This is a genomic window from Enterobacter sp. V89_11, from assembly GCF_029967775.1.
Lineage (GTDB): Bacteria > Pseudomonadota > Gammaproteobacteria > Enterobacterales > Enterobacteriaceae > Enterobacter > Enterobacter ludwigii.
In genome coordinates, this window is record NZ_JASCAN010000023.1 from 25,899 (window position 1) to 52,551 (window position 26,653).

At 55.1% G+C, this 26,653-nt stretch carries 26 protein-coding genes; 13 read left to right on the forward strand and 13 right to left on the reverse strand.

The genetic code is table 11. The features are described from left to right. Positions 1-12 precede the first annotated feature (12 nt). Positions 13-999, forward strand: a complete 987-nt coding sequence (locus QLG09_RS16265) for an SDR family oxidoreductase (RefSeq protein WP_025204235.1) — start codon at positions 13-15, stop codon at positions 997-999. Here QLG09_RS16265 and QLG09_RS16270 read toward each other — a convergent pair whose 3' ends face one another. The 8 genes from QLG09_RS16270 to QLG09_RS16305 all read right to left on the reverse strand — a co-directional run bounded on the left by QLG09_RS16270 (position 1,000) and on the right by QLG09_RS16305 (position 7,529). Then, complete coding sequence (locus QLG09_RS16270) at positions 1,000-2,625, reverse strand: alpha-amylase family protein (protein ID WP_068794619.1); 1,626 nt, start codon at positions 2,623-2,625, stop codon at positions 1,000-1,002. An 8-nt stretch (positions 2,626-2,633) separates the two neighbouring features. Continuing rightward, positions 2,634-3,644: a cytochrome d ubiquinol oxidase subunit II gene (cydB, locus tag QLG09_RS16275; protein ID WP_282489198.1), complete on the reverse strand. Its 1,011-nt coding sequence runs from the start codon at positions 3,642-3,644 to the stop codon at positions 2,634-2,636. Then, the gene (locus QLG09_RS16280; RefSeq protein ID WP_049023362.1) at positions 3,644-5,047 is read right to left on the reverse strand and encodes a cytochrome ubiquinol oxidase subunit I; all 1,404 of its coding nucleotides are present in this window, start codon (positions 5,045-5,047) and stop codon (positions 3,644-3,646) included. Before QLG09_RS16280 ends, cydB begins: the two co-directional genes overlap by 1 nt. 68 nt (positions 5,048-5,115) lie before the next feature. Then, positions 5,116-5,988 (reverse strand): manganese catalase family protein, encoded by an 873-nt coding sequence (locus tag QLG09_RS16285; RefSeq protein WP_020884190.1) that lies wholly within the window; start codon positions 5,986-5,988, stop codon positions 5,116-5,118. Positions 5,989-6,004: 16 nt separating this feature from the next. Then, entirely contained in the window at positions 6,005-6,511 is a 507-nt protein-coding gene (locus QLG09_RS16290; protein WP_014170004.1) for a ferritin-like domain-containing protein, read from the reverse strand. A gap of 25 nt (positions 6,512-6,536) precedes the next feature. After that, complete coding sequence (locus tag QLG09_RS16295; protein WP_020884189.1) at positions 6,537-6,740, reverse strand: hypothetical protein; 204 nt, start codon at positions 6,738-6,740, stop codon at positions 6,537-6,539. Between the two features lie 23 nt (positions 6,741-6,763). Next, entirely contained in the window at positions 6,764-7,258 is a 495-nt protein-coding gene (locus QLG09_RS16300; RefSeq protein ID WP_020884188.1) for a ferritin-like domain-containing protein, read from the reverse strand. Between the two features lie 91 nt (positions 7,259-7,349). Beyond that, on the reverse strand, positions 7,350-7,529 hold the full coding sequence (locus QLG09_RS16305; RefSeq protein ID WP_020884187.1) for a general stress protein: 180 nt from the start codon (positions 7,527-7,529) through the stop codon (positions 7,350-7,352). Positions 7,530-8,173: 644 nt separating this feature from the next. Here QLG09_RS16305 and QLG09_RS16310 point away from each other — a divergent pair. Both QLG09_RS16310 and QLG09_RS16315 read left to right on the forward strand, forming a co-directional pair. Beyond that, on the forward strand, positions 8,174-9,517 hold the full coding sequence (locus tag QLG09_RS16310) for a VOC family protein (RefSeq protein ID WP_014170009.1): 1,344 nt from the start codon (positions 8,174-8,176) through the stop codon (positions 9,515-9,517). A 42-nt stretch (positions 9,518-9,559) separates the two neighbouring features. Further along, positions 9,560-11,065 (forward strand): carboxylesterase/lipase family protein, encoded by a 1,506-nt coding sequence (locus tag QLG09_RS16315; protein ID WP_050736770.1) that lies wholly within the window; start codon positions 9,560-9,562, stop codon positions 11,063-11,065. On the opposite strand, the gene QLG09_RS16320 is transcribed toward QLG09_RS16315, so the two are convergent. Then, complete coding sequence (locus QLG09_RS16320) at positions 11,037-11,894, reverse strand: LysR family transcriptional regulator (RefSeq protein ID WP_047356516.1); 858 nt, start codon at positions 11,892-11,894, stop codon at positions 11,037-11,039. The genes QLG09_RS16315 and QLG09_RS16320 overlap by 29 nt on opposite strands. A gap of 113 nt (positions 11,895-12,007) precedes the next feature. Here QLG09_RS16320 and QLG09_RS16325 point away from each other — a divergent pair, with 113 nt between their 5' ends. The 4 genes from QLG09_RS16325 (at position 12,008) to rimL (ending at position 16,455) form a co-directional block, all read left to right on the forward strand. Continuing rightward, complete coding sequence (locus QLG09_RS16325; protein ID WP_014170012.1) at positions 12,008-13,177, forward strand: pyridoxal phosphate-dependent aminotransferase; 1,170 nt, start codon at positions 12,008-12,010, stop codon at positions 13,175-13,177. 10 nt (positions 13,178-13,187) lie between these two features. Further along, a complete protein-coding gene (locus QLG09_RS16330; protein ID WP_025204230.1) occupies positions 13,188-13,961 on the forward strand; it encodes a transporter substrate-binding domain-containing protein in 774 nt (257 codons plus the stop codon). Positions 13,962-14,203: 242 nt separating this feature from the next. Next, a complete protein-coding gene (locus QLG09_RS16335) occupies positions 14,204-15,859 on the forward strand; it encodes a glucan biosynthesis protein (RefSeq protein WP_282489083.1) in 1,656 nt (551 codons plus the stop codon). 47 nt (positions 15,860-15,906) lie between these two features. Then, positions 15,907-16,455, forward strand: coding sequence for a 50S ribosomal protein L7/L12-serine acetyltransferase (rimL, locus tag QLG09_RS16340; RefSeq protein WP_025204227.1), 549 nt, complete (start codon positions 15,907-15,909; stop codon positions 16,453-16,455). Here rimL and ydcK read toward each other — a convergent pair. Beyond that, entirely contained in the window at positions 16,450-17,430 is a 981-nt protein-coding gene (gene ydcK, locus QLG09_RS16345) for a YdcK family protein (RefSeq protein ID WP_025204226.1), read from the reverse strand. The genes rimL and ydcK overlap by 6 nt on opposite strands. A 122-nt stretch (positions 17,431-17,552) precedes the next feature. Between ydcK and tehA the strand changes: the two genes are divergently transcribed. Both tehA and tehB read left to right on the forward strand, forming a co-directional pair. Further along, a complete protein-coding gene (gene tehA, locus QLG09_RS16350) occupies positions 17,553-18,554 on the forward strand; it encodes a dicarboxylate transporter/tellurite-resistance protein TehA (RefSeq protein WP_282489084.1) in 1,002 nt (333 codons plus the stop codon). Beyond that, the gene (tehB, locus tag QLG09_RS16355; protein ID WP_282489085.1) at positions 18,554-19,147 is read left to right on the forward strand and encodes a tellurite resistance methyltransferase TehB; all 594 of its coding nucleotides are present in this window, start codon (positions 18,554-18,556) and stop codon (positions 19,145-19,147) included. Before tehA ends, tehB begins: the two co-directional genes overlap by 1 nt. On the opposite strand, the gene pepT is transcribed toward tehB, so the two are convergent. Then, positions 19,144-20,373 carry a peptidase T gene (gene pepT, locus QLG09_RS16360; RefSeq protein WP_282489086.1) on the reverse strand — a complete coding sequence of 410 codons (1,230 nt, stop codon included), beginning with the start codon at positions 20,371-20,373 and terminating at the stop codon, positions 19,144-19,146. The two genes, tehB and pepT, sit on opposite strands and share 4 nt — an antisense overlap. Positions 20,374-20,484: 111 nt before the next feature. On the opposite strand from pepT, the gene QLG09_RS16365 reads away from it, so the two are divergent. Then, complete coding sequence (locus tag QLG09_RS16365) at positions 20,485-22,080, forward strand: ABC transporter substrate-binding protein (protein WP_025204222.1); 1,596 nt, start codon at positions 20,485-20,487, stop codon at positions 22,078-22,080. A gap of 135 nt (positions 22,081-22,215) precedes the next feature. Then, the gene (locus QLG09_RS16370) at positions 22,216-22,890 is read left to right on the forward strand and encodes a DUF3313 domain-containing protein (protein ID WP_020884175.1); all 675 of its coding nucleotides are present in this window, start codon (positions 22,216-22,218) and stop codon (positions 22,888-22,890) included. Between the two features lie 33 nt (positions 22,891-22,923). Here QLG09_RS16370 and QLG09_RS16375 read toward each other — a convergent pair whose 3' ends face one another. Next, entirely contained in the window at positions 22,924-23,820 is an 897-nt protein-coding gene (locus QLG09_RS16375; protein ID WP_014170023.1) for an EamA family transporter, read from the reverse strand. Between the two features lie 173 nt (positions 23,821-23,993). Here QLG09_RS16375 and QLG09_RS16380 point away from each other — a divergent pair, with 173 nt between their 5' ends. Next, positions 23,994-24,866: an AraC family transcriptional regulator gene (locus QLG09_RS16380; protein ID WP_025204220.1), complete on the forward strand. Its 873-nt coding sequence runs from the start codon at positions 23,994-23,996 to the stop codon at positions 24,864-24,866. Here the strand turns inward: QLG09_RS16380 and QLG09_RS16385 are convergent. Beyond that, entirely contained in the window at positions 24,846-26,012 is a 1,167-nt protein-coding gene (locus QLG09_RS16385) for a benzoate/H(+) symporter BenE family transporter (RefSeq protein ID WP_185791223.1), read from the reverse strand. The genes QLG09_RS16380 and QLG09_RS16385 overlap by 21 nt on opposite strands. A gap of 92 nt (positions 26,013-26,104) precedes the next feature. Between QLG09_RS16385 and QLG09_RS16390 the strand changes: the two genes are divergently transcribed. Then, complete coding sequence (locus QLG09_RS16390; protein ID WP_185791222.1) at positions 26,105-26,632, forward strand: XRE family transcriptional regulator; 528 nt, start codon at positions 26,105-26,107, stop codon at positions 26,630-26,632. The last annotated feature ends 21 nt before the right edge of the window (positions 26,633-26,653 follow it).

Here is a 26,653-nt window from a genome sequence, read left to right on the forward strand (position 1 = left end):
CGCGGAGGTTCTATGGCTGTGATTGTCATTACCGGCGGTACGGCGGGTGTGGGAAAGGCAACGGCGCTGCACTTCGCAAAGGCAGGCTACGATGTGGGCATTATTGCCCGCGATGAGACAAGCCTGCACTCTACCCAGGAGGAGTTAACGCGATTTGGCGTCAAAGCCTGTGCGGTACAGGCGGATGTCGCCGACAGCCAGGCGGTGGTGGACGCGGCAAACGAGATTGAATATCGCCTCGGCGCGATTGATGTGTGGGTTAACAATGCGATGGGTGCGGTGCTGGCACCGTTTCGTACCCTGACGCCGGATGAATTTCGCCGCGTCACTGACGTGACCTATCTTGGCTTCGTAAACGGAACCCGTGCCGCGCTGGAATTGATGGTGCCACGCGATCGCGGCGTGATTATTCAGGTCGGGTCCGCGCTGGCCTACCGCTCGATCCCGTTACAATCGGCCTACTGCGGCGCCAAAGCGGCGATTCGGGGATTCACCGATGCGGTGCGCACGGAACTGATGCATGAGAACAGCCGGGTGCAGCTTTCAATGGTGCAGATGCCGGGGCTGAATACACCGCAGTTTGACTGGGCAAGAAACAAATTCGCCTGGGCTATGCGTCCGGTTCCGCCAGTGTTTGAGCCTGAAGTTGCCGCGAGCGCGATTTTTAAGGTCGCGCAAAAACCGGTGCGCGAACTGTGGGTGGGCAGCAGTACCATTCAGTCGATCGTCGGACAATTCCTCTTCCCGGGTTTCCTGGACCGGCTGATGGTGAAGAAGGCCTGGGAAGGTCAGATGACTGACGATCTGAATGACCGGGATCGCCAGGATTATCTCGACCAGCCGGTCAACGACCTGCACAAAATCCATGGGCGTTTTACCCCGGAAGCGAAAAACCGCGCCACGGCGATCACGTCAGGTGTGCCCGGGAAAGTCCTGTTAGGCTCCCTCGCGGTGGCGGGCGTTGTGCTGACGCGGCTCATGACCCGGCGTAAAAGGTAATCAGCGCAGCGCGCTACGGTTAGTCCAGAACCAGCGATAGCCGTAGCCGCTGAGGGTAAGCTGGACGGTTTTGCCACAGATCAGCGTGTCGTCATAGCGTTTATCCGCCAGGCAGGCGGTCCAGGTGGCGTGACGGATCCCGCGGGCGGTAAACTGGACCGGCTTGTCGCTAAAGTTAACGAAGGTCAGGATACTGCGCGCTTCGGCTTCGTAATAAATGCCCAGTACCGCGTCATCATCAATATTGATGAGACGAAACGGTGCGACAGCAATCTCCGGAAATTCAGAGCGCGTATTGGCCATGTCGATGATCCGGTGCAGCAGGGAATTGCGGTGCAGCAGGGAATCGGCCACGTTGATTTTCTGATAACGCCAGGGACCGCGATCGATGATCGGGGCGATAAACCGCTCAGGATCCGCTGCTGAAAAGCCACCGCCCTCTGACCCCGCCCACTGCATTGGCGTACGCACGGCATAGCGCTCTTCCAGCGTCAGATCATCACCCATGCCAATCTCATCGCCGTAGCGCATGACCGGCACGCCCGGGAGTGAGAAGAGCACCGCGTGGCAGAACGCCAGCCGTTTTTGATCGCCCTTTAACATCGGTGCCAGACGGCGTCGTATCCCGCGCTGGTAGACGTTCATCTCTTCGTCAGGGGCGAAGGTGTCGACCACAATCTGTTTCTCTTTTTTACCAATCCCTTCCAGATCTAACTCATCGTGGTTGCGCAGCCAGTTGGCAAAGCAGCACGAGTCAGGCGGGACAATCATCTTCCTTATGGCATTGCGCAGCGGTCGGGCGCTTTTCCTGGCAAGGCTGACGTAGAAATACTTATTGAGCCAGAAATTCAGCACCAGATTCAGACGGTTATTTTCGCCGAAATAGTCTTTATACGCCTCCACGTCGACGTCCACCTCACCGAGCAGGATCGCTTCCGGATTACGTGCTTCAATAAGGCGGCGCATATGCTCCAGGATCCATAACCCCTTTTTCTCGTCACCGCCGCCTGCCTGCGCGGTCAGGTGCGTTGCGGCATCAAGGCGAAAGCCCGACACCCCGAGCTTGAGCCAGAAGAGGATAATATTTTCGATCTCGTTGAGCAGCGCGGGGCAGGTCAGATTCAGGTCGGGCTCGTGGTGATAGAACATATGTCGGTAGTATTGCCCGGCCTCGTCATCCCATGTCCAGACGCTCTCTTCCACGCCGGGAAACATCGGGGAGGTATCGTCCTCGTTATTATCCGACCAGATATAGTAGTCACGAAAAGGTGAAGTTGGGTTGCGGCGCGCCTGCTGAAACCACGGATGGGCGTCCGAGGTGTGCTGAATCAACAGCTCAATAATGACCTGCATACCCAGCTCCCGGGCCTGTTCAATAAAGGCGATAATGTCGGCCAGCTTTCCGAAGCGAGGATCAACCTGCAGATGGTCGCTGACGTCGTAGCCTTCATCCAGAAACGGGGTGAGGTAGAAAGGGGTGATCCAGATAACCGTCGCCCCCATGCGGCGAATGTAGCGCAGCTTTGCGCCAATCCCGGCGATGTCCCCGCAGCCATCGCCGTTTAAATCATAAAAGAGTGCAGTATCAATCTGATAAATAATGGCTCGGGTATGCCAGTCTGCCATAGTTCACCTCAGTGATAACCTTCCGTGTCGGAAACTTTGCCCCGGAAAACGTAGTAGCTCCAGGCGGTGTACACCAGAATCACCGGAATAATCAGTAACGTTCCGACCAGCATAAACAGCTGGCTGGCCGGTGGTGCCGCAGCCTCCCACAGGGTAATGTGCGGCGGAATAATGTTAGGCCACAGGCTAATGCCCAGACCGCTAAATCCGAGGAAGATCAGCCCAAGGGTCAGCAGGAAGGGACGCGAGTGGCTGGCCGGGTTGCGCGTCAGTCGCCAGATCCACAGGCTAAATACGCCTACCAGCAGGGGAACCGGCAGGAACCAGATGAAGTTGGGGAAGGTAAACCAGCGGTCGGCAACGTACTGCCAGCCGAGCGGCGTCCAGATACTCAACACCGCGATCACCACCACCAGCGCCAGCAGCACGTGCCGGGTCAGTTCACGCATGCGGTTTTGCAACGCGCCTTCACTTTTCATGATAAGCCACGTGGTACCGAGCAGGGTGTAGGCCACTACCAGCCCGATGCCGCAGAAAAGATTGAAGGGCGTTAACCAGTCAAGGGCGGAGCCGACAAAACGCCGGCCCTCAACGTCAAAGCCGTTAATCACTGCTCCCACCACCACCCCCTGGCTGAAGGTGGCAAGCAAAGAGCCGCCGGCGAAGGCGTAGTCCCAGAATTTGCGGTGCGAAGGCGTTGCCTTAAAGCGGAACTCAAAGGCCACGCCGCGAAAGATAAGGCCAATTAACATGGCGGTAAGAGGGATGGTCAGCGCATCGATAATCACCGCATAGGCCAGCGGAAACGCGCCGAATAACCCCGCACCGCCGAGCACCAGCCAGGTCTCGTTGCCGTCCCACACCGGCGCTACGCTGTTGACCATTACGTCACGCTCTCTGGCATCGCCCACGAAGTTAAAAAGCAGCCCGATGCCCAAATCAAAGCCATCCATGATGATATACATCAGCGTGGCGAATACGATGATGGCAAACCAGATAACTGAGATATCGACGCCCATCATTTTCTCTCCTGTTCCGGAACAGACTCAGCGGCAGACAGCGGACGGGCAGGGGTGCCCGAGGTATTTGACGTCAAGGTATCAACGGGCTGCGGACCTTTCTTGATAAGCCGAATCAGGTAGACGTAGCCCACGCCAAACACCGACGAATAGACCACAAAGAAGGCCAGCAGGCTGATGCTCATCTGCAGCGTGCTGTGCAGCGAGACCGCGTCGATCGTGCGCAGATAGCCATACACCACCCACGGCTGACGACCCACTTCGGTGGTGACCCAGCCGGCCAGCAGCGCCAGTAGGCCCGCCGGTCCCATGCACAGCGCGAACCAGTGGAAGGGCCGCGACTGGTAGAGTCGATGGCGATAGCGTAGCCAGACGCTGACCAGACCCAGCGTGATCATCAGCAGACCCATGCCGACCATAATGCGGAATGACCAGAAAACAATCGGTGAGTTCGGGCGATCTTCTTTCGGGAAGTCTTTCAGTGCCGGGACCTGTTTATCCAGGCTGTGGGTCAGAATCAGACTGCCAAGGGCAGGAATTTCCAGCGCGTAGCGGGTGCGCTCCTGCTCCATATCCGGCAGGCCAAACAGCAGCAGCGGTGTCGCTTCGCCTGGCGGGTTCTCCCAGTGACCTTCGATGGCGGCAATTTTGGCCGGCTGGTGTTCGAGGGTATTCAAGCCATGCATATCACCGACGACGGCCTGAATGGGCGCGACCAGCAGGGCCATCCACATCGCCATGGAAAACATGGTGCGTATCGCGGGCGTGTCGTTGCCGCGCAGCAGATGCCATGCGCCCGACGCCCCCACAAACAGCGCGCTGCTCAGGAACGCGGCGATAGCCATGTGAATGAGACGGTAAGGGAAGGAGGGGTTAAAAATGATGGCCAGCCAGTCCTCTGGAATGACCTGACCGTTCTGAATACTGAACCCCTGGGGCGTGTGCATCCAGCTGTTGGAGGCGAGGATCCAGAAGGTGGACATCAGCGTACCCAGCGCGACCATACAGGTCGAGAAGAAGTGCAGGCCCGGGCCGACCTTGTTCCAGCCGAACAGCATCACGCCAAGAAATCCGGCTTCGAGGAAGAAGGCGGTTAAGACTTCATAGGTCAGGAGGGGGCCGGTGATACTGCCGGCAAACTGTGAGAATCCGCTCCAGTTAGTGCCGAACTGATAGGCCATGACCAGACCGGAAACGACCCCCATACCGAAGTTAACGGCAAATATCTTTAGCCAGAAATGGTACAGCGAGCGCCACACCTCATTTTTGGTGCGAAGCCACATCCCTTCTAGCACCACCAGATAGCTGGCAAGACCGATGGTGATCGCCGGGAATAGAATATGAAACGAGACGGTAAAAGCGAACTGGATTCTGGCGAGATGAAATGCGTCGAGTTCGAACATGGTCCGTACCTCTGGAACTGTTGCGCACGAGGATTGCCAGGCAGTCCGGGGCTGCCTGGCAAAATTGGTTACGGTTTTTTCTTCCCGGCACCCAGTTCGGCACCGGTCAGCGGGTCGGAATGTGGATCGGACTTCGTGCGGGCCGACATCGCTTTGACCAGCGTGGCCTGTTCGGTCGTCAGCGTCACGCTTGCACTCCCGTCACCGCCGTCAACGGCAGGTTGGGGGGATTCAACGTAGTCGAAATGTTTATCGCTGTTCCAGCTTCCGCGAACCTCTCCACCTTCAGACATATTGTAGTACTTGTTGGTGTATTCCTCGATTGGCGGCAGTTTTCCCGGAGGGAAATTATTACGAATGGACTGAAGCGCCTTCTCAAAGGAGAGCTGATGCGCTGCCTCACGCGTCATCAGAAACGCCAGCGCATCCTTCACGCCTGGATCGTCCGTGACGTTAATCAGCCGTTCATAGATGATCTTCGCTCGGGCCTCGGCTGCCACATTTGAGCGCAGATCGGCGGTCGGCTCGCCAATGGTGTCGACATAAGCCGCCGTCCACGGCACCCCGGCGGAGTTGGTCAACGGAGTACCGCCACCGTAAAGCAGGGAGGTGATATGGCTGTCGTTACCGTTTTCGGTCATGGACCGATACAGCTCGGCTTCATTTTCCACGCCCTCCGCCAGTGCGCCTTTAGCCCCTTTATTAAGCATACCCACCAGGGTACCGATAATTTCAAGGTGGCTTAACTCTTCGGTCGCGATATCCATTAGCATATCTTTACGACCCGGGTCGTCATCACTCAACCCCTGAGTAAAGTAACGGCAGGCGGCGGCCAGCTCGCCCTGAGGGCCGCCGAATTGTTCCAGTAATAAATTGGCAAGGCCGGGATTCGGTTCGGCAACCCGAACCGTATATTGTAATTGTTTGACGTGTCGAAACATGTCTTCTCTCCTGAGGTTATTTTTTTGCTTCGACACCGGATGCGTCTGAACGCAGCAGGAACTGTTCGGTGGTCTGTGGAATGTGGCGAATCAGCCAGTCGGCCATCTCGCGCTCTTCCGCCAGGATACTTTCGATGGCGGGCACGGAAGCCATGTCGCCCGCTTTTTTGGCCGCGGCCAGCAGGGAGGTGTAGCAGGCTATTTCAAACTGTTCGAAAACATAGCCGCTGATAGACCCTTTGACGATCTCATCAGAGGGGAACATCCCGCCAATGGATTGTCCGAGCGCCGCCATTTTACTCATTGAATCTTTTAAAACCGAACGAGAAATATCATTACGGTCGAGGATCTCTTCCAGTAAGGTAATTTGTCGCTTTGTTTCACTAATATGCTGCTCAATTCTGGCGCGAACATCGGGATAATTATCGATACGGCTGGCCATGGATTCCAGCATAGATTCGGCTTGCTTTTCCATCGCATGGGCATCGCGTAGCCAGTCATGGTAGTGTTCTACGTGATTCATTATAATGTCCTCATTATGGTGTCGCTTATTTGGTCTCACTCTCAGCAGCCTGATCGGCACGCGCAGCACTGTAGCCAGATAAATGGCCGACAATATTGGCGTAGATACTGATGATAATGACCCATAGCACGCTGCTCTTCCACCATAAAACGGAAGGGATAGCGAGTATGAACCATATTATTGCTGCCGTTAAATGGCACCGTTTAATAGTCCTGGGACTGATGCTCATTTTATTTAACCTTTGCTATAGCGTCATTTTTGCGCTTTTTGGTTAATATTGCCTACGGCCAGGTCGGTAAGTTTAAGATCGGTTTCTTTCTCTTCTTCCAGCGTTTCTGCCAGAAGTTTAACGGCTTTTTTATAGCCCAGTTGTTCTGCTAATGTGGCGAGGGTACCGTAACTGGCAATTTCGTAATGCTCCACTTTTTGTGCTGCGGCAATTAATGCGGCGTCACGCACCTCATTTTTCTCGGTGCTCTCGATGACCTCATTGGCCTCTTCAATCAGGCCTTCCATTGCTACGCACTTCATACGTTTGAGCTTAAGGCCAGATTCTTGCTCGATAATCTGGTCGATACGCTCAATCTGTCCCTGCGTCTCTTCAAGGTGTGCACTAAAGGCTGCGCTCAGTTTTTCACTGGAGGCAGCACGAGCCAGTTTGCCGAGCGCGCGGGTCAGCTGCTTCTCAGCGCTGTAGGTATCGGACAGGAGGTGAATAAACACATCTTCGACACTTTTCATATTCATCATTACGCTCCGGTAAAATAAAGAAGGGGTACTGCGAGCCTGGAGGCCCGCAGCATGCTCTCTGTTTTAAATAAAAGAGATTTACATCAGATCAGGAGTTTTTACGGCCACCACCGTGGCTGTTTTCTCCTCCTTTCTTACCTGCTTCAGATGCGCGTTGCGGATCGTTTTTAAAATTACCGCCGCTGTGCTGGCCACCTTTACGTCCAGCTTCTGATGCTTTTTCACGGTCTTGTGCGAAATTACCGGAACCACCACGATGCTCTGCCATATTAAACCTCATATATTGGTTATGTCAGTTAAGATACGAAAATATTCCGTATCACTCGTCGTTCGAATAATAACTTTAGTCGGTGTTTCATATTCGTCAAATATGTTTTGTAAACCATCGCTTCGTTGCTGAGATATTTCTGATGGTTAACGCTTCGTTTAATATGAATATATCCTGGATGGCTTGCGGTTAACTGCCTGTCTTCATGGAGTTAATCCGCGAGCCGCAGAGGATAACTGTTTTTCTTGCATTGTTTATGCCTGAAGCGCGTGCGGCAGTCTAAAAATTACAGACTAATCTTAAGGAGAAATATTGAAAATCCGCTTGTTGCGTTAACGAAATAAGATATATGCCACTGATATTTGTTTTTAATGAGATATTACCTCTTAAGATAATGCTATTTATTACCTCTTAATGGTTAAGCGATGAGGTTATTAATAATACAGTTTGATCAGAAAACGCTTTATTTAGAGAAGGTGAATCTACATTTAGAGAAGGTGAATCTGCCAGGTCATATGGGTGTCAGGGCAGGCCAGCACACGCTTTAACCACTCCTGTCTTAAGATCACAAATCGGAAATTCTTCCCCCCAGAGGGAACGGGTTTCTCTACACTCCAGGTAATATTCACTGGAGGCATGACATCATGGCGAACACCATCACGGCTGATGATATTCGGGAACACTTTTCGCAGGCTATGTCGGCGATGTACCAGCAGGAAGTTCCGCAGTACGGCACCTTGCTCGACCTGGTTGCGGACGTAAACCTGGCGGTTCTGGAAAATAACCCACTATTACATGAACAACTGGCGAACGCGGATGAACTGGCGCGCCTGAATGTGGAGCGTCACGGGGCGATCCGCGTGGGTACCGCGCAAGAGCTTTCGACCTTGCGTCGTATGTTTGCCATTATGGGCATGTACCCGGTCAGCTATTACGACCTCTCTCAGGCGGGCGTGCCCGTCCACTCCACGGCGTTCCGCCCGGTCGATGATGCGGCGCTGTGCCGAAATCCGTTTCGTATCTTTACCTCGCTGCTGCGCCTCGAATTGATTGACAACGTCGTCCTGCGTGAGCGTGCCGCGGAGATCCTGTCTCACCGCAATATCTTTACCCCGCGTTGTCTGGAGCTTATCGCGCTGCATGAGGCAGAAGGGCACTTTACGGATGCGCAGGCGCAGGCGTTTGTCCAGGAGGCGTTAGAAACCTTCCGCTGGCATCGTCATGCGACGGTCGACCAGGAGACCTATCTGGCATTGCATAACGAGCACCGACTGATTGCGGATGTGGTCTGTTTCCCGGGGTGCCATATTAACCACCTCACGCCACGTACGCTGGATATTGACCGGGTGCAGGAGCTGATGCCGAAGTACGGGATTGAACCCAAAATTCTGATTGAAGGACCACCGCGCCGCGAGGTTCCTGTATTACTGCGCCAGACCAGCTTTAAAGCGCTTGAAGAGCCGGTGCTGTTTGCCGGGGAGCATACAGGAACGCATACCGCGCGCTTTGGCGAAATTGAACAGCGCGGCGTGGCGCTGACGCCAAAAGGTCGTGCGCTTTATGACAGCCTGCTTGCAGAGGCCGGTACCGGTAAAGACAACATGACGCACCAGCTCCATTTGCGCGAGATCTTCAGCGCCTTCCCGGACAGCGAATTGTTGATGCGCCGTCAGGAACTCGCCTATTTCCGCTATCGCCTGACGCCATCCGGGGAAGCGCATCGACATGCGTTTCGTCCGGGAGACGATCCACAGCCGTTAATTGAGCGCGGGTGGGTTGTCGCTCAGCCGATCACCTATGAAGATTTCCTCCCGGTCAGTGCCGCAGGGATTTTCCAGTCGAATCTGGGCAATGAAACCCAGGCGCGTAGCCACGGTAACGCCAGTCGCGACGCGTTCGAAGCGGCGCTGGGTTGCCCAGTGTACGATGAGTTCATGCTCTATCAGGAAGCTGAAATCCGTAGCAAACAGCGTTGCGGTTTGCTCTGAAATCGTTACTCTTCTGGGGTGTGATGGAAACAGAAGGTTGTTATGCAAAATCCCTCCGCCCCTGTGATTGAAACGCGCCAGGGCGCACTGTCTGGTTTAACGGATGAAAACGTTCATCTCTGGTGTGGTATTCCCTATGCGGCGCCTCCCGTTGGCAACTGGCGCTGGCGTTCGCCACGGCCGCCTGAACGCTGGGAGGGGCTGCGTCTGGCCACCGCTTTTTCGCCCTCAAGCTGGCAGAACAGTGAGTATTGCCAGGCGTTAGGCGGTGGCGATCCCGGCAGGTTTTCAGAAGATTGTCTGTATCTTAACGTCTGGTCACCCGTCGAGCGCCCGACGCCGCTTCCCGTCATGGTCTGGCTGCACGGCGGGGGGTTTACCATTGGCGCGGGTGGCCTGCCGCCCTATAACGGTAAGGCGCTGGCAACGCGTGGCGTGGTGGTTGTGACGATCAATTACCGTCTTGGTCACCTTGGCTTTTTTGCCCATCCCGCGCTGGAGGGAGAAGAAGACCGGGTGGTGCATAACTTTGCGCTGCTGGATCAGATCGCTGCCCTTGAATGGGTTCGGGAGAATATTGCCGCTTTCGGTGGCGATCCTGACAACGTGACCCTGTTTGGCGAATCCGCCGGCGCGCGCAGCGTGCTGTCGCTGCTGGCGTCTCCGCTGGCGAAGGGACTCTTCCACAAGGCGATTGTGCAAAGCGGATACACCCTGCCGGATACGCCGCGGGAACAGGCCCTGCAAAAAGGGGAAGCGCTGGCGGCGCATTTCGGCCTTGAGGAGGCGTCAGCAGAACAGTTACGTGCCATTCCCCCCGAAGCGTTCTGGCCGCTGGCCGCGCCGCTGAACATCGCCCCGGCCCCCATCGTCGGAGACTGTGTTCTGCCGGAATCAATGCTCGATGTGTTCTTTGCCGCGCGTCAGCATCCTGTTCCGGTGATGATCGGGTCGAACAGTGACGAAGCCAGCGTGATGGCGGTATTTGGTATCGATCTCGCCGGTCAGATCCAGAAGCTTCGCCGTGAACGTCGCTTTGGACTGGGGCTGATCAAACTGCTCTATCCGGGTGTGAAAGGGGATGTGGAGCTTGGCAGGCAGGTGTGCCGGGATATGGCTTTTACCACCATGGGATATGTGGTGATGCAGGCCCAGCAGCGCGTGGGCGGCTTGTGCTGGCGTTACTGGTTCGACTATGTGGCGGAAGCAGAGCACGCAACCTATATCAACGGTGCCTGGCACGGTAATGAGGTGCCGTACGTGTTTGACACCCTTGGTGAGATTGAGCCTTCCTGCCACTACGTTAATGCGCGAGACCGGCAATTCGCAGCGCAGGTTGCAGATTATTGGGTGAGTTTTGCGCGTGACGCCGGTCACCGGGAAAGTCTTCCTGGCCCGACGCACTGGCCGGCCTGTCGAAAAGGAAGGGACGTGCTGCTACGTATCGGCGTGAATAAACATGCAGGTTTCAGGCTTGAAAACCGCTTTATGCGCGCGCGCATGAGCCTCTTTAAGCGCGTTATGAAACACCATGTGAGCCTCGACTGAGCAGGCAGGCGCGAAACGCCGCCAGCCCATTTTCCTGGCCAGGCGATTCGCGCAGAACCAGTCTGTAGCTCGCACCCGTTTTAATGCTGCTCGCAAAAGGCCGCGCCAGCCTCCCGGCGCGGACATCTTCTTCCACCAGCGTTTCGTCAGCAATGGCCACCCCCAGCCCCTGAATGGCGGCCGTGATGGCAAGGTCCATCGTGTCGAAGTGTTGATTTTTGTGCATAACAACCCCCGGGCCTTCCTGCTTCGCCAGCCACAATGACCAGTCTGTCTTATCCCGTGTCGGGTGAAGGAAGGTTAACGCACCCAGTTCGCAACCTGCTCGCAGGGGGCTCATTACCGGGGTTAACGCCTCTTCAAACAGCAGATCGCCCGCGCTCATATGGGTGCCAAATACAATGGCCGCGTCGTAAGATTCCGTTTTGAAATTGACGTTATGGTCGGTGGTAGTGGTCAGTGCGATCTGCAGATCCGGCTGCTCACGCTCCACCTCCAGCAGACGAGGCACCAGCCAGCGCATGGCGCAGGTGGGTGCTTTGAGTCGGATCACGGTTTGCTGGGTACGGGCCCGATCGGCCAGGGTCAGCAGCGTTTCAAAAGTGGATTGCAATTCCGGAAGCAGGGCGCTGCCCTGTGGGGAGAGGCGCAGGCCGCGCGCATGGCGCTCGAACAGCGGAAAGCCGAACCACGCTTCAAGGGTGGCGATTTTGCGACTTACGGCTCCCTGCGTCAGACAGAGCTCTGTTGCGGCATGGGTCAGATTCAGATGACGCGCGGTGACTAAAAAGGCGTCGATGGCATTAAGCGGGAGCGAACGGCGCGACATTAACCACCTCAGGTATGCGTTTTTCTCATGGCTATTATGACAACAATTCGATTGTCCCGACAACTGACTTGTTGTTTGAATAGTTATGCATTCATCATGAGAAAGGAAAGAGGATGACGTTACACACTCCGGTGCACACCCGTTCCAAATTACCCGATGTGGGGACCACGATTTTTACCGTTATCGGCCAGCTCTCCGCCCGGCATAACGCCATCAATCTTTCTCAGGGTGCACCCAATTTTTCCTGCGATCCCAAACTGGTCGCCGGGGTGACCCGGGCGATGGAGGCAGGGCACAACCAGTACGCGGCAATGACCGGCCTGCAGCCCCTTAAAGAGCGTATTGCGGATAAAATTGCCACCCTCTACGGCACGCACTATGACCCGGCCAGCGAAGTGCTGGTCACCGCCAGTGCCAGTGAAGGACTCTATTCGGCGATCAGCGGGCTGGTGCACCCGGGCGACGAAGTGATCTACTTTGAACCGTCGTTTGACAGTTACGCCCCGATTGTTCGCCTGCAGGGGGCCACGCCGGTTGCCATTAAACTGACGGTGCCGGATTTTGCCGTCAACTGGGATGAAGTCCGTGCGGCGATCACTCCGCGCACGCGCATGATTATCATCAATACCCCGCACAACCCGAGCGGGCAGGTCTTCTCAGCAGAGGACCTGCAGCAGCTGGTGGCGGTGACCCGCAATACCGATATCATTATTTTGTCTGACGAAGTGTACGAACACGTCGTCTTTGATGGTGAACCGCACCACGGTATGGCGACACATCCGCAGCTGGCGGAGCGTAGCGTCATTATCTCTTCCTTCGGAAAAACCTATCACGTGACCGGCTGGCGCGTGGGTTACTGTGTTGCTCCGGCGGTACTGATGGATGAGATTTGTAAAGTCCATCAATTTCTGATGTTTTCTGCCGATACGCCAATGCAGCATGCGTTTGCAGAGCACATGATTGACCCGCAAACCTGGCTGTCGCTGGCGGCGTTTTATCAGCGCAAACGCGATCTGCTGCAAAGTTTGCTGGAAGCATCACCGTTCAGACTCTTGCCGAGCGCCGGTTCGTTTTTCCTGCTGGCCGACTACAGCCAGTTTAGCGATGAGCGCGACAGTGAACTGGTGAAACGGCTGATCGTTGAGTATGGAGTGGCCACCATTCCGCTGTCGGCGTTTTATGCGGATGGTACGGATAATAAATTGATTCGTCTCTCTTTTGCGAAAGATGAGGCGACGTTACGGGCAGGTGCCCAGGCCCTGTGTCGGGTTAAACCACGCTAAGGAGTTGGAGATGAAATTACGCGCGTTAGTTGTCGGCATGGGATTGCTGTGTACGTTTTCGTCATTCGCGGCTACCGAACTGCGGTACGGGCTGGAGGCGGAATATCCGCCGTTTGAAAGCCGAAATGCTGCTGGCGAACTGGAAGGGTTTGACGTTGAGCTGGGCAATGCCATCTGCAAAGCCGCAGCGCTGAAATGCACCTGGGTTGAAACCTCTTTTGATGCGTTAATACCGGGTCTGGTGGCGAAGAAATTTGATGCCATTAACTCGGCGATGAACATCACCGAACAGCGACGTAAAAGTATTGATTTTACCCAGCCGATTTACCGCATCCCGTCGCAGCTCGTCGGCAAGGCCGGTACCGCGGTAGAGGCAACGCCCGCGGGGCTTAAGGGCAAAACCATCGGTGTCCTGCAGGGCTCTATTCAGGAAACCTACGCGAAAGAGCACTGGGAAAAGCAGGGTGTCACCGTGGTGTCTTATAAAGATCAGAATATGGCCTGGGGCGATCTGCTGAATGGCCGTATCGACGCCTCGCTGGTCATGTCCGCGGCCGGGCAGGCAGGTTTCCTCAGCAAGCCGCAGGGGAAAGGGTTTGGCTTTATCGGCAAACCGGTGTCGGACGACACTATCCTCGGCAGTGGGATCGGCTTTGGGTTGCGTAAAGGGGACGAGGCCACCAAAAAGCAACTTGATGCCGCAATTGATAAAGTGCGTGCCGATGGCACGATCGCTAAACTCGCTGATAAGTACTTCCCAGGTATCGATGTCAGCGTAAAATAACCGCCTCATTTGCCCCGACTGACGATGTCCAGCCGGGGCATTTTTATACACGTCTTTATACCTTTCTTTACACCTTTTTCGGGTCGTTCTGGTCGACAGAAAATATTTCGCACTTTGTACAGATAATCGCCGCCCAACAATTGGATTCTTAACCATTTTTGTTTAGGCTGTGCGTTCTTTCCTGCCGTCATTTCGCCGAGTGCGAAACACATTCACACGACCATAAGGACGTTTTTCCAGGCATGAATCGCAGACGTTTTCTAAAAGGCTCGCTGGCAATGGCAGCCCTGAGCGGCACAACTGGCCTTGCTTCCCTGTTTTCCAAAGCGGCTTACGCTGCTGACTCTGACATTGCTGACGGTCAGAGCCGTCGTTTTGATTTCTCCGTACTGCAATCCATGGCCCATGACCTGGCGAAAACCCCGTGGGGCGGAGCACCGCGACCGTTACCGGACACGCTGGCGACCATGACGCCGCAGGCCTATAACGCCATCCGTTACGATGAAAAACAGTCACTGTGGAATAATATTGAAGGCCGTCAGCTGGACGTGCAGTTCTTCCATATGGGCATGGGTTTCCGTCGCCGCGTGCGCATGTTCTCGCTGGATCAGTCAACGTCACAGGCGCGCGAAATCCACTTCCGTCCTGAGCTGTTCAGCTACGGTGAAACCGGTGTTGATACGAAGCAGCTGGAAGGGCAAAGCGATCTTGGGTTTGCCGGTTTCCGCGCCTTCAAGGCACCGGAACTGGCGCGTCGCGATATCGTCTCATTCCTTGGGGCGAGCTATTTCCGTGCGGTTGATGATACCTATCAGTATGGTCTTTCCGCGCGGGGTCTGGCGGTGGATACCTTTACCAACACGCCGGAAGAGTTCCCTGACTTCACCGCGTTCTGGTTCGAAACCGTCAAACCGGGCGACACTACCTTCACCGTCTATACGCTGCTGGACAGCCCAAGCATCACCGGTGCGTATAAGTTCGTGATCCACTGCGAGAAGAGCCAGGTGATCATGGAGGTGGAAAACCATCTCTATGCGCGTAAAGACATTAAGCAGCTCGGCATTGCGCCGATGACCAGTATGTTCAGCTGCGGTACAAACGAACGCCGCATGTGCGATACCATCCACCCGCAAATTCATGACTCCGACCGTCTCGCCATGTGGCGCGGTAACGGGGAGTGGATTTGCCGTCCGCTGAACAACCCGCAGAAGCTGCAGTTCAATGCGTTTGTGGACAAAAACCCGAAAGGGTTCGGCTTGCTCCAGCTCGATCGCGATTTCTCGCATTATCAGGACGTCATGGGCTGGTATAACAAACGCCCGGGCCTCTGGGTGGAGCCGCGTAACGACTGGGGTAAAGGTGCGGTTGGCCTGATGGAGATCCCGACAACGGGTGAAACACTGGATAACGTGGTCTGCTTCTGGCAGCCAGAAAAACCGGTGAAAGCGGGCGATGAGCTGGACTTTAAATACCGTCTTTACTGGAGCGCCATGCCGCCGGTCCGTTCCCCACTGGCGAATGTCTTCGCGACCCGTACCGGTATGGGTGGGTTCCCGGAAGGCTGGGCGCCGGGCGAAAACTACCCGAAAGTGTGGGCCCGTCGCTTTGCTATCGACTTCGTAGGGGGCGATCTGAAAGCTGCCGCGCCAAAAGGCATTGAGCCGGTCATTACCCTCTCCAGCGGTGAAGCGAAGCAGGTTGAGATCCTCTACGTTGAGCCGTTTGACGGCTATCGCATTCTGTTCGACTGGTATCCTACCTCGGATTCGACCGAACCGGTGGATATGCGCCTGTTCCTGCGCTGTCAGGGGGATGCGATCAGTGAGACCTGGCTGTATCAGTATTTCCCGCCTGCGCCGGACAAACGTAACTACGTTGACGATCGCATCATGCGTTGACCATTTATTCCCTCTCCCCGGCGGGGAGAGGGTGACGGGAAGGGACCATGACCGCCACTGAATCTGAAATTATCCCGGTGACTGACCATCTCGAGCTTCGCGCCGTCGAAGAGCGCTATACCGCCGATCTGCACAACATGGTCATCAGAAACAAAGCCTGGCTGCAAACCGCCTTTGACTGGGCGCAGCATGTGGGCACCGAAGATGACACCCGTCGTAATGTGCTGAGTAATCAGATGCTGCACCAGCGCGGCTACGCCAAAATGTTTCTGATTTTCAAGGATGAGGACCTGGTCGGCGTGCTGTCGTTTAATGCGATTGAACCCGCCAACAAAGCCGGATACATCGGTTACTGGCTGGATGAGGCGCATCAGGGACAGGGCATTCTGTCGCAGGCGCTGCAGGCGTTTATGCGCTATTACGTCGAGCGAGGCGAGATCCGCCGTTTTGTCATTAAGTGTCGGGTGGCGAATAAACACAGCAACAACGTTGCCCTGCGCAACGGTTTTACGCTGGAGGGGTGCCTGCGGGAAGCAGAGTTCCTGAATGGCCGTTTTGACGATGTGAATCTCTACGGCAAAATTTACCCGCTATAACGCCCCTAACAGAGGCGTACGGGTGATGCGCTGGTCGCCGTTAATCACCTTTTCGCCGCGCAGGTGGATGTTCTCACCGGCAAAAGCCTCAATCACCGCATCGTCGGTGATTTCAACCCGATGCTCAATAAGCACATCGCCGCTGATACGCGCCCGTCCCTGGATCACGACCTTATCGTCCAGCAGGATAGGGCCGCCGCGCAGCCAGGCCTGACCGCCAATCAGGACGTGGTGTTTAATGACACAATTTCCTTCCACCACCGCGTTTTCAGCCACCTGAGAGCTGTAGCGGACGGTAGGGATGGCATCGTCGTCAAAACCGGCAATGACGCGGGCGTTACCGTACACTTTTGCGCAGTCACATACCCAGACGTTATTGAGATCGTTGCCTTCGAGGATGGCGCTGTCGAAAACTTCCGCCCGGTGTTCAACGAAGGCATAATTAACCATTGCCTCGCCGTAGATTTGCGCCTGATGCACAATGCGGGACTGGCTCACCGTCGCCTTGTCATAAATTTTCAGGATCTGCTCATGGTCCGGCGTAAGCCCTTTGGCAGCAATTACCACGCTGTTATGAAGCACCCGCGCCTCGCCGAAAATATGGCATTCGCCGCGCACGCAGGATTGTTGTATCGTGACATTGTCACTTATGCGCGCGCCGTGACTGACCTCCGCGCCGTCCAGCCAGCAGTTGTCGCCAATCTGCGCGTCATGACTGACGATGCAAGGCAGGGTAAGGCGCGCATTGCCGGACACCGTCGCACCGGCAAAGACGACGCTGTTTTCATCGTAGATCCAGCAGTCGCCTTCGTGCGCGAGGGCGCTCTCATCTTCAACCCAGCCGCCTTTCGTGCCGCTCACGATGTCGTTAAAATTCGCCGTGGCAATAATCTGTCGTAACGACGTCGTGTGCGTTGTCTCGCCGTTTTTCCATTGCCAGAGGCGGGTGTCCTCGCTGAGCCTGTACTTTTTCATCATGGAGTCTCGGGTAAGCGTCTCCACTAAACGTAGCAAACTTTCGGCGTTTCGTAGTGCTGGCATCCGCCGCGGAAACCCCTTAAAATGGCATTTAAAATACATTTTAAAAATTCAAATTAATGAATAAAAATAACAACGCTCAACAAGTGCTTAACCTGCCCGCGGGTTACTTCGGTATGGTGCTTGGCATCATTGGGATGGGGTTCGCCTGGCGATACGCCAGCACGCTCTGGCCCGTGACGCGCTGGCCGGGTGAGAGCCTGGTGGCCCTTGCGATTGTGATTTGGTTTTTGCTGACGGTGGCGTTTATTGCCCGGGCGATCCGTTTCCCACAAAGTGTGCTGGCCGAGATGCGCCACCCGGTGATGAGCAGTTTTGTCAGCCTTTTTCCCGCCACAACGATGCTGGTCGCCATCGGTTTTGTGCCCTGGCTGCGCCCGGTGTCACTGGTGTTATTTGGCGTCGGGGTGGTGATACAGCTGGCTTATGCTGCCTGGCAAAGCGCCGGATTATGGCGCGGTAACCATCCGCAAGAGGCCACCACGCCGGGGTTATATCTGCCCACGGTAGCAAACAACTTTATCAGCGCCATGGCGTGCGGCACGCTGGGGTTTAACGATGCCGGGCTGGTGTTTCTCGGGGCGGGCGTTTTTTCCTGGCTCAGCCTTGAGCCGGTGATTTTGCAACGACTTCGTAGCGCCGGGGAGTTACCTTCCGCGCTGCGAACCTCGCTGGGTATTCAGCTGGCCCCCGCGCTGGTGGCCTGCAGCGCCTGGTTTAGCGTCAATGGCGGTGAGGCGGATACATTTGCCAAAATGCTGTTCGGCTACGGCCTGTTGCAACTGCTGTTTATGTTACGGCTGATGCCATGGTATTTGTCCCAGCCGTTTAACGCCTCGTTCTGGAGCTTCTCGTTTGGCGTGTCGGCCCTGGCCACCACGGGGCTTCATCTTGGGCAGAGCAGTCCGTCGGGCTTTTTCCACGCCATTGCCGTCCCACTGTTTATCTTTACCAATGTCATCATCGGGATGCTGCTGGTACGAACGTTTATCTTGCTGATACAGGGCAAACTTCTGGTGCGCACTGATAAAGCGCTGCTTATGCAATCTGAGGAAAAATAATGGCTGTTGATGAAAATTACTTCACAGAGAAATATGGCTTAACCCGTACGCACTCAGAAGTGCTGTACAGCGCGGGCATTGTGAAACCGGGTAAAACGCTGGATCTGGGCTGTGGTAACGGGCGTAACAGCCTCTATCTGGCAGCCAACGGTTACGACGTGACCGCGTGGGATAAAAATCCACTGAGTATCGATAATATTGAGCGCATCAAAGCGGAAGAAGGCATCGTAAACCTGCAGACGGCAATCAAAGATCTGAACAACCTGAGCTTTGAGGGCGAATACGATTTTACTCTCTCTACCGTGGTGCTGATGTTCCTGGAAGCGAAAACCATTCCGGGCCTGATCGGCAATATGCAGCGCTGCACCAGACCCGGCGGTTATAACCTGATTGTTGCCGCGATGGACACGGCGGATTACCCGTGCACCGTCGGCTTCCCGTTTGCGTTCAAAAGCGGTGAACTGAGCAACTACTACGAGGGCTGGGCGTTGCTCAAGTACAACGAAGAGGTGGGCGAACTGCACCGCACCGACGAGAACGGTAACCGCATCAAACTGCGTTTTGCCACGCTGCTGGCGCGCAAGCCCGCTTAACGGGCGGCCAGCAGGCAGAGCTGCAGGGCCGTGTTGTATGAGGCCTCGAACGACGACAGCGGCAGAAACTCAAACTTCGAGTGGAAGTTATGCGCGCCGGTGAAGAAGTTTGGCGTGAGCAGGCCTTTTGCCGAGAGCGCTGCGCCGTCAGTACCGCCGCGCATTGGCGTCGGTTTGGGCGTGATCCCAAGGGATTCCATGGCCTCAAACATCAGGTCGATAGCGCGACGATCCTCACCAATCGCATTGCTGATATTGCTGTAGGTATCTTCAATGCGATACTCCACCTTTGCCGTAGGATGCTGACCGGCAATCAACGCCGCGACATCGGTAATCTGCTGCTTGCGGGCGGCAAACTGTGCTTTATCAAAATCACGGATATTCGCTTTTAAGACGGCTTCGTTTTGCCCCGCCTGAATGCCGTTAAACCAGATATAGCCTTCACGCCCCTCGGTGCATTCCGGGGTTTGCTGGCGGTCAAAATGGCTGATGAAGTCTGTCGCCATCAGCAGTGGGTTAACCAGCACGCCTTTGGCGGACATGGGGTGAGCCGTTACGCCGGTAAAGCGAATTTCTGCCGCCGCGGCGTTGAAGTTCTCGTAAACAATCTCACCCAGCTCACAGCAGTCGATGGTCCAGGCAAAATCAACGTCAAAACGGTTTAGATCCAGCGCCTTCGCGCCACACAGGCCGATCTCCTCATCCGGCACAAACGCGACCACAATGTCGCCATGCTGATGTTCTGGCGTCAGGTTTTCCAGCAGCGTCATGACCACGGTGACGGCGGCTTTATTATCTGCGCCTAATACGCTGGTCCCGTCGCTGAAAATAATCTCTTCACCCGGGTAAGCCAGAATTTCTGGATGCTCTTTTACGCGTAACCAGATTGATTTCTCTTTATTCAAACAGAGGTCTTCACCCGCAAATTTTAATATTTGTGGATGAATATCCGGTGATAAACCGACATCGACGGTATCAATATGGGTAATAAAACCGATGCGTGGCGCCCCGGCTACATTACCTTTTTTAACCGCAGTAACCGTCGCGTATTCATCAATCACAATATCGTCTAAACCCAGCTGCGCCAGCTCCTGAGCCAGCTCACGCGCCATGTCGTGCTGGCCCGGCGTAGAGGGAAGGGTGTTCACTCTGGGATCGCTCTGGCTGGTGATGGCGAGATAGCGGAAGAAGCGGTGCGTTAATTGTCTGGATAGTGCCGAGCCCATAGTGATTCCTTCTGTATTTATTTTTCAGGTGTTTGCTACATCACTTTAATGATATTTATGAAATGGCAAAAGAATTAATTAGCCGTCGAATTAAAAAGACAGGAATAAATGATGAAAAGCAAACTCACAATGTTAACGCTGGCACTTGCTGCGCTCACGGTCAGTTCCACCGTCGCGGCAAAAACGCTGGTGTATTGCTCTGAAGGATCGCCGGAAAATTTTAATCCTCAGTTATACACGTCGGGAACCAGCGTGGATGCCAGTGCCGTGCCGGTCTATAACCGGCTGGTCGATTTCAGGGCGGGTACAACGGAACTGGTCCCGAGCCTGGCGGAACGCTGGGAGGTGAGCGAGGACGGCAAGGTTTATACCTTCCATCTGCGTAAAGGGGTGAAATTCCAGAGTAATAAATCGTTCAGGCCGACGCGCGACTTTAACGCCGACGACGTGATTTTCTCATTTATGCGCCAGAAGGATGTAAACCATCCCTATCACAACGTCTCTAACGGCAGCTATTCCAACTTCGAGAGCCTTGAGTTCGGTAGCCTGATCACGGCCATTGATAAAGTCGATGAGCACACCGTGCGCTTTACGCTCGCCCATCCGGAAGCGCCGTTTGTCGCCGATCTGGCGTGGTATTTCGCCTCGATCCTGTCGGCGGAGTATGCCGACGCGATGCTGAAAGCCGGCACGCCGGAGAAGGTGGATATGGACCCGATTGGCACCGGGCCGTTTAAGCTGGCGCAGTACCAGAAAGATTCGCGCATCCTGTTCACTGCGTTTCCGGAGTACTGGCAGGGCAAATCGAAGCTGGATCGGCTGGTGTTTAGCATCACGCCCGATGCCTCGGTGCGTTTTGCCAAAATCGAGAAGAACGAATGTCAGGTGATGCCGTTTCCAAACCCGGCGGACCTGCCGCGCATGAAGGCTAATAAAGACATTAATCTGATGAGTAAAGCCGGGCTGAATACCGGTTTTCTGGCCTTCAATACGCAAAAACCTCCGCTGGATAACGTGAAGGTCCGCCAGGCGCTGGCAATGGCCATCAATAAGCCGGCCATTATTGACGCGGTATTCCACGGCACCGGCACGGCGGCGAAAAACCTGCTGCCACCCGGCGTCTGGAGCGCCGACAGCGAACTGAAGGATTACGACTACGATCCTGAAAAAGCGAAAGCGTTGTTGAAGGAGGCTGGTTTTGCAAACGGCATCAGCATCGATTTATGGGCGATGCCGGTTCAGCGTCCCTACAATCCGAACGCAAAACGGATGGCGGAGATGATTCAGGCCGACTGGGCGAAGGTTGGCGTCCAGACCAAAATCGTCACCTATGAATGGGGTGAGTATCTTAAGCGGGTGAAGGGCGGTGAACACCAGGCCGCGCTGATGGGCTGGACCACCGCAACCGGCGACCCGGACAACTTCTTTGGTCCGTTATTTACCTGTACTTCGGCTAATGGTGGATCTAATTCCGCCAAATGGTGCTACAAACCATTTGATAAAATTATCGCTGAAGCGAAATCGATAACCGATCATGATAAACGCGTGGCGCTGTATAAAGAGGCCCAGCAGATGATGCATGACCAGATACCGGCAGTAATGATTGCCCATTCGACGATTTTTGAACCGGTGCGCAAGGAAGTCACGGGCTATGAAATCGATCCGTTTGGCAAGCATTTGTTCTGGCAGGTTGATATTAATCAGTAGTTTTTCTCTGCCCGGCGTGCAGTCGGGCAATCTTTTCGCAATTTGTGCTGCTTACATCATTTTTTGTCACAACAAACCCGCCAGACTTTTGCTATAACTTCAAATGCATACTTGCAGATAACATGGAATACCATCATGCGTACTCACACTTTTTTTAAAGTTGCAGTGCTTTCTGGTCTGTTGGCGTTAGCGGGCTGTTCGTCTAAAGTCGCCGCCCCCGAACAATATTCAGGCTTTTTAAAAGATTATTCTGGATTGCAGCAAACAACGTCCGCAACGGGTAAACCGACGCTGCGTTGGGTCGACCCGTCGTATAACGAGGCAAATTACGACAGTATTTTATGGACGCCAATCACCTATTATCCAGCGCCAAAACCAACGACCCAAATTGGTCAAAAAACGCTTGATGAGCTTCTGGCTTATACCAACACCAAAATGAAAGCGGCAATCAGCCAGCGTAAACCTGTTGTTACGACACCAGGTAAACACAGCCTGATTTTCCGCGGTGCGATTACCGGTGTGAGTTCACAGAAAGAAGGTCTGCAGTTCTATGAAGTAGTGCCCGTCGCGTTAGTGGTTGCAGGTACGCAGATGGCAACGGGGCACCGCACCATGGATACCCATCTCTTCTTCGAAGGCGAGCTGATTGATTCGGCGACGAATAAGCCGGTCATGAAGGTCGTGCGTAAAGGCGAAGGTAAAGAGCTGGCGAACGAAAACACGCCAATGGGCTTCGCAACGTTAAAACAGGTTGTGGATGACATGGCGACGGATGCCACCATGTTTGATGTTAAGAAAACCGCGAAATAATCAAAACGGCCTGCAGCAATGCAGGCCTTTTTTTTATGCCATACGCAAACGTCTGAACCAGGTTTCCGGTTTCGTAAACATCACCATATTCCCGCCCAGAATCAGCAGTAATCCAATGATGCCGTTGAGATGCCACACGTAACCTTCATAGACCGTGGAGATGGACAGCGCCACCAGCGGGAAGAGCAGCGTACTGTATGCCGCTTTGCCCGGGCCAATGCGTCCCACCAGCGTGAAGTAGGCGCCAAAAGCGATAACCGAACCAAAAATGGCGAGATAAAGCAGCGCGCCAATGTAACTCACCGTCCACTCGGGGATAAAACTGTCACCCCGGAACAGGGCAATGCAGCCCATAATGACCGTACCGTAAAACATCGCCCAGGCGTTGGTGGTCATGGTCTCCAGCCCTTTTCGCTGGTGGCGCATACTGATCATATTGCCCAGCGAGAACCCGTAGGTCCCCAGTGCTGAAAGACCAATCCCCGTCAGCAGGGAGGCACTCCAGCCACTCGCCAGCAGGTCGTCCCAGAAGAGGGTGATGATCCCGATAAGCCCCAGGGCCGCCGCCGTCCAGAAGCGTGCGGGTGGGCGCTGACCGAAGAAAATAAAGCTGTTGATGGCGTTATACAGTACGGCCATCGAGAAAATCACCGACTCCAGCCCGGTATTAATGTGCGCGGCGGCGGTATAAAAACACCAGAAGTTGAAGCAAAAAACGCAGCATCCTTGCAGCATGCAAAAGAGATGATCCCGCAAGGCCAGCTTACGAAGCCGGCGCAGGGCAATTAAGACGATCATGATCGTGGCGCAGGCCACGGCAAAACGCCAGAAAATTGACACCGGGGCTGCGACTGGTCCCTGTTGCAGGAAAATGGCAATCCAGGTTGTTCCCCATATCACCACCACCAGTCCATAGAGTAATGCGTTCATTGTTGCTCTCTTCTCACATACTGAAAAGTGCAGTCTGGCGCGAGTGGCATGACATTGCTTTCACCGATTTGCGGTGGACTTGCATATTCTTGCGCTTTTTTGTGGCTGCAGATCTGGCATCGTGGCGCAACACTTCATAGACTGAGAGTCTGATTACTCACCCGTTAATAGCTATGTCTCGCGCTTACGATACCTTTGAAACGCTACGCCAGCAGAACGCCGTGCTGCGGGAAACCGTTGCACTGAATTCCGGTATTCAACTGGCAGCCTGGTACAACAAGCACGACACGATAACCGTAAAAAGTAATCACCATACCCTCAGCCTGTACGTGGCGGACGGTTATGAGAGCTATCAAAAAACGCCGGGCGGCTGGAAAAACGGCGGCGGCCCGGACCGTTTCTGTCTGATGCCAAAAGAGAGTGAATCGACGTGGGATATTCGCGATGACCTGTCGTTTGTCCATCTCTACTGCACCGATGAGCATCTGCGTGATGTCGGGGAAAAAATCTGGGACAAGCGTCCGCTGTCCCTGACGCTGGATGAAAAGATTTTCGGCAGCGACCCGAAAATTACCGCGCTTTACCGTCAGTTTTTGCTCGGCTGCGACTGGCAGCAAAAAGCTAACCAGCTCACCCTGAGTACCGCGTCTACGCTGTTGATGACCCATCTGTTACAGAATTACTCCAGCGTGCAGTGGAAACTGCCGGTGGTGACCGGCGGGTTGTCGCCGTTTGTGCTGCGTAACGTTCTGGCGTTTATCGAAGAGAACCTTTCCCAGCCGCTAACGCTGGCGGAACTGGCCGAACAGGCCGCGCTGAGCGAGTATCATTTCGCCAGGATGTTCCGTCAGTCCATGGGGCTGGCACCGCATCAGTACGTGATGCAGCGTCGAATGGAGAAAGCCAAAGCGCTGGTGCAGCACACAACCACACCGCTCACGGATATCGCGCTGGCCTGCGGGTTTAACTCCGCCAGCCATTTCAGTAACCGCTTTCGCAGCATGATGGGCATAACGCCCTCGCAGCTACGCGCGGCGAAGGTGTGAAAAGACCGTATAACATACGCCGCCCAACACCAGCCCCCAAAACGCAGAGCCAATACCCAGGATCGTGACGCCGCTGGCGGTCATCAGAAAGGTGACAATTGCCGCGTCGCGCTCCGTTTCATTGTTCAATGCCTGATACAAGCTCCCGCTGATGGTGCCCAGCAGCGCCAGGCCGGCGAGCATCTGGATCCAGCTCAGGGGAAGGGAGGCCATCAGCCCGGAAATGGATCCGCCAAAAATGCCCGCCAGCAGATAAAACCCGCCTGCGGCCATGGCGGCAAGCCAGCGTTTGCTGGCATCCGGGTGCGCATCCGGGCTCTGGCAAATCGCAGCGGTGATCGCGGCGATACAGATGGAAAAGACGCCGAGCGGGGATAACACCAGTGCCAGCCCTCCGGTGACGATCATCAGCGGTGATACGGCCAGAGGATAGCCGGAAGCCTGCATCGTGGCGAAGCCCGGCGCATTCTGGGACGCCATGGTGACCAGAAAGAAGGGCACGCCAATGCTTATCAGACTGGTTAACGTAAAGGTCGGTGCGATAAACGTGGGCATCACCACGGAAAGGGTTAACTCTTTTGTGACAATGTCACCTCCCGCCCAGGCCACCATACTGCCCACCAGCAACGTGGCGACAATGGCGTAGCGAGGGGCCAGCGCTTTGGCGAACAGCCATGCCGCCAGCATGCTGCCGCACAGTAAAAAATGCCCCTCAAGATTGCTGAACGCCTGCAGTCCAAACCTGAGCAACACCCCGGCGAGCATAGCAGCGGCAAGGGAATGCGGGATAAGCTTCATCAGGCGAGCAAACAACCCGGTTACGCCGCACAGCAGAATGAGCGCGTTGGCAAAGATGAAAATCCCGATGGTCTCGGCAAGCGTTACCCCATGCAGACTGGTGGCTAATAGCGCCGCGCCGGGGGTGGACCAGGCGGTAAGCACCGGGGCTTTATACCACCAGGAAAGCACCAGCGTGCTGACCCCCATACCTATCCCCAGGGCCGTCATCCAGCCAGCGATCTGCTGCGCGTTTGCGCCTGCGGCAGCGGCGGCTTGCCAGATAATGGCGGCGGAACTGGCATATCCCACCAGAACGGCGACAAAACCGGCGAGAACGGCAGGAAAGAGTGAGGATAAAGGGCGCATGAAAACTCCGTTGTGCGTTATAACGTCCGCCCTAAGGTAACACTGTGCGTTATAGCGTACAAGTGGTATGATCGGTCGCATCAGGAGGGAACATGGACATCACACAACATCTTGCTTACATACTGAAAACTGAGCGTCAGGCGCGTGGCTGGAGCCTCGCCAGACTGGCGGAAGAGACCGGCGTTTCAAAGGCCATGCTCGGGCAAATCGAGCGCAATGAATCCAGCCCGACGGTATCCACGTTGTGGAAAATCGCCACGGGGCTGAACATCCCTTTTTCTGCCTTCATCACGCCGGCAGCTGACAGGCAGGCGGTTTTCGACCCGGAACAGCAGGCGATGGTGGTGAAACCGTTATTCCCGTGGGATGAGACGCTAAAGTTTGACCACTTTTCGATAACCCTCGCTGCCGGCGCCCTGAGCGAATCCACGCCCCACGAGGCTGGCGTGATTGAACACGTGGTGGTGATCAGCGGCGAACTGGAGATGAACATCGATGGCGAGTGGCAGACCATTACTGCCGATTCGGGGGTGCGTTTTGCCGGGGATAAACCGCACGCCTACCGCAACAGCAGCGACCGGCCGGTGCATTTTCACTCCCTGATCCATTATCCCCGCTGAAGCGACGCAAAACTGTTTCGC

Coding starts and splice junctions, on each gene's coding strand:
- QLG09_RS16390 (WP_185791222.1), top strand. CDS start 26,105: ATGGACATCACACAACATCTTGCTTACATACTGAAAACTGAGCGTCAG.
- QLG09_RS16300 (WP_020884188.1), bottom strand. CDS start 7,258: ATGAATATGAAAAGTGTCGAAGATGTGTTTATTCACCTCCTGTCCGAT.
- QLG09_RS16375 (WP_014170023.1), bottom strand. CDS start 23,820: ATGAACGCATTACTCTATGGACTGGTGGTGGTGATATGGGGAACAACC.
- QLG09_RS16270 (WP_068794619.1), bottom strand. CDS start 2,625: ATGGCAGACTGGCATACCCGAGCCATTATTTATCAGATTGATACTGCA.
- tehA (WP_282489084.1), top strand. CDS start 17,553: ATGAATAAAAATAACAACGCTCAACAAGTGCTTAACCTGCCCGCGGGT.
- QLG09_RS16295 (WP_020884189.1), bottom strand. CDS start 6,740: ATGAGCATCAGTCCCAGGACTATTAAACGGTGCCATTTAACGGCAGCA.
- QLG09_RS16385 (WP_185791223.1), bottom strand. CDS start 26,012: ATGCGCCCTTTATCCTCACTCTTTCCTGCCGTTCTCGCCGGTTTTGTC.
- cydB (WP_282489198.1), bottom strand. CDS start 3,644: ATGGGCGTCGATATCTCAGTTATCTGGTTTGCCATCATCGTATTCGCC.
- QLG09_RS16335 (WP_282489083.1), top strand. CDS start 14,204: ATGAATCGCAGACGTTTTCTAAAAGGCTCGCTGGCAATGGCAGCCCTG.
- QLG09_RS16320 (WP_047356516.1), bottom strand. CDS start 11,894: ATGTCGCGCCGTTCGCTCCCGCTTAATGCCATCGACGCCTTTTTAGTC.
- ydcK (WP_025204226.1), bottom strand. CDS start 17,430: ATGAAAAAGTACAGGCTCAGCGAGGACACCCGCCTCTGGCAATGGAAA.
- tehB (WP_282489085.1), top strand. CDS start 18,554: ATGGCTGTTGATGAAAATTACTTCACAGAGAAATATGGCTTAACCCGT.
- QLG09_RS16280 (WP_049023362.1), bottom strand. CDS start 5,047: ATGTTCGAACTCGACGCATTTCATCTCGCCAGAATCCAGTTCGCTTTT.
- QLG09_RS16290 (WP_014170004.1), bottom strand. CDS start 6,511: ATGAATCACGTAGAACACTACCATGACTGGCTACGCGATGCCCATGCG.
- QLG09_RS16310 (WP_014170009.1), top strand. CDS start 8,174: ATGGCGAACACCATCACGGCTGATGATATTCGGGAACACTTTTCGCAG.
- QLG09_RS16380 (WP_025204220.1), top strand. CDS start 23,994: ATGTCTCGCGCTTACGATACCTTTGAAACGCTACGCCAGCAGAACGCC.
- QLG09_RS16325 (WP_014170012.1), top strand. CDS start 12,008: ATGACGTTACACACTCCGGTGCACACCCGTTCCAAATTACCCGATGTG.
- QLG09_RS16315 (WP_050736770.1), top strand. CDS start 9,560: ATGCAAAATCCCTCCGCCCCTGTGATTGAAACGCGCCAGGGCGCACTG.
- pepT (WP_282489086.1), bottom strand. CDS start 20,373: ATGGGCTCGGCACTATCCAGACAATTAACGCACCGCTTCTTCCGCTAT.
- QLG09_RS16305 (WP_020884187.1), bottom strand. CDS start 7,529: ATGGCAGAGCATCGTGGTGGTTCCGGTAATTTCGCACAAGACCGTGAA.
- QLG09_RS16365 (WP_025204222.1), top strand. CDS start 20,485: ATGAAAAGCAAACTCACAATGTTAACGCTGGCACTTGCTGCGCTCACG.
- QLG09_RS16285 (WP_020884190.1), bottom strand. CDS start 5,988: ATGTTTCGACACGTCAAACAATTACAATATACGGTTCGGGTTGCCGAA.
- QLG09_RS16265 (WP_025204235.1), top strand. CDS start 13: ATGGCTGTGATTGTCATTACCGGCGGTACGGCGGGTGTGGGAAAGGCA.
- QLG09_RS16370 (WP_020884175.1), top strand. CDS start 22,216: ATGCGTACTCACACTTTTTTTAAAGTTGCAGTGCTTTCTGGTCTGTTG.
- rimL (WP_025204227.1), top strand. CDS start 15,907: ATGACCGCCACTGAATCTGAAATTATCCCGGTGACTGACCATCTCGAG.
- QLG09_RS16330 (WP_025204230.1), top strand. CDS start 13,188: ATGAAATTACGCGCGTTAGTTGTCGGCATGGGATTGCTGTGTACGTTT.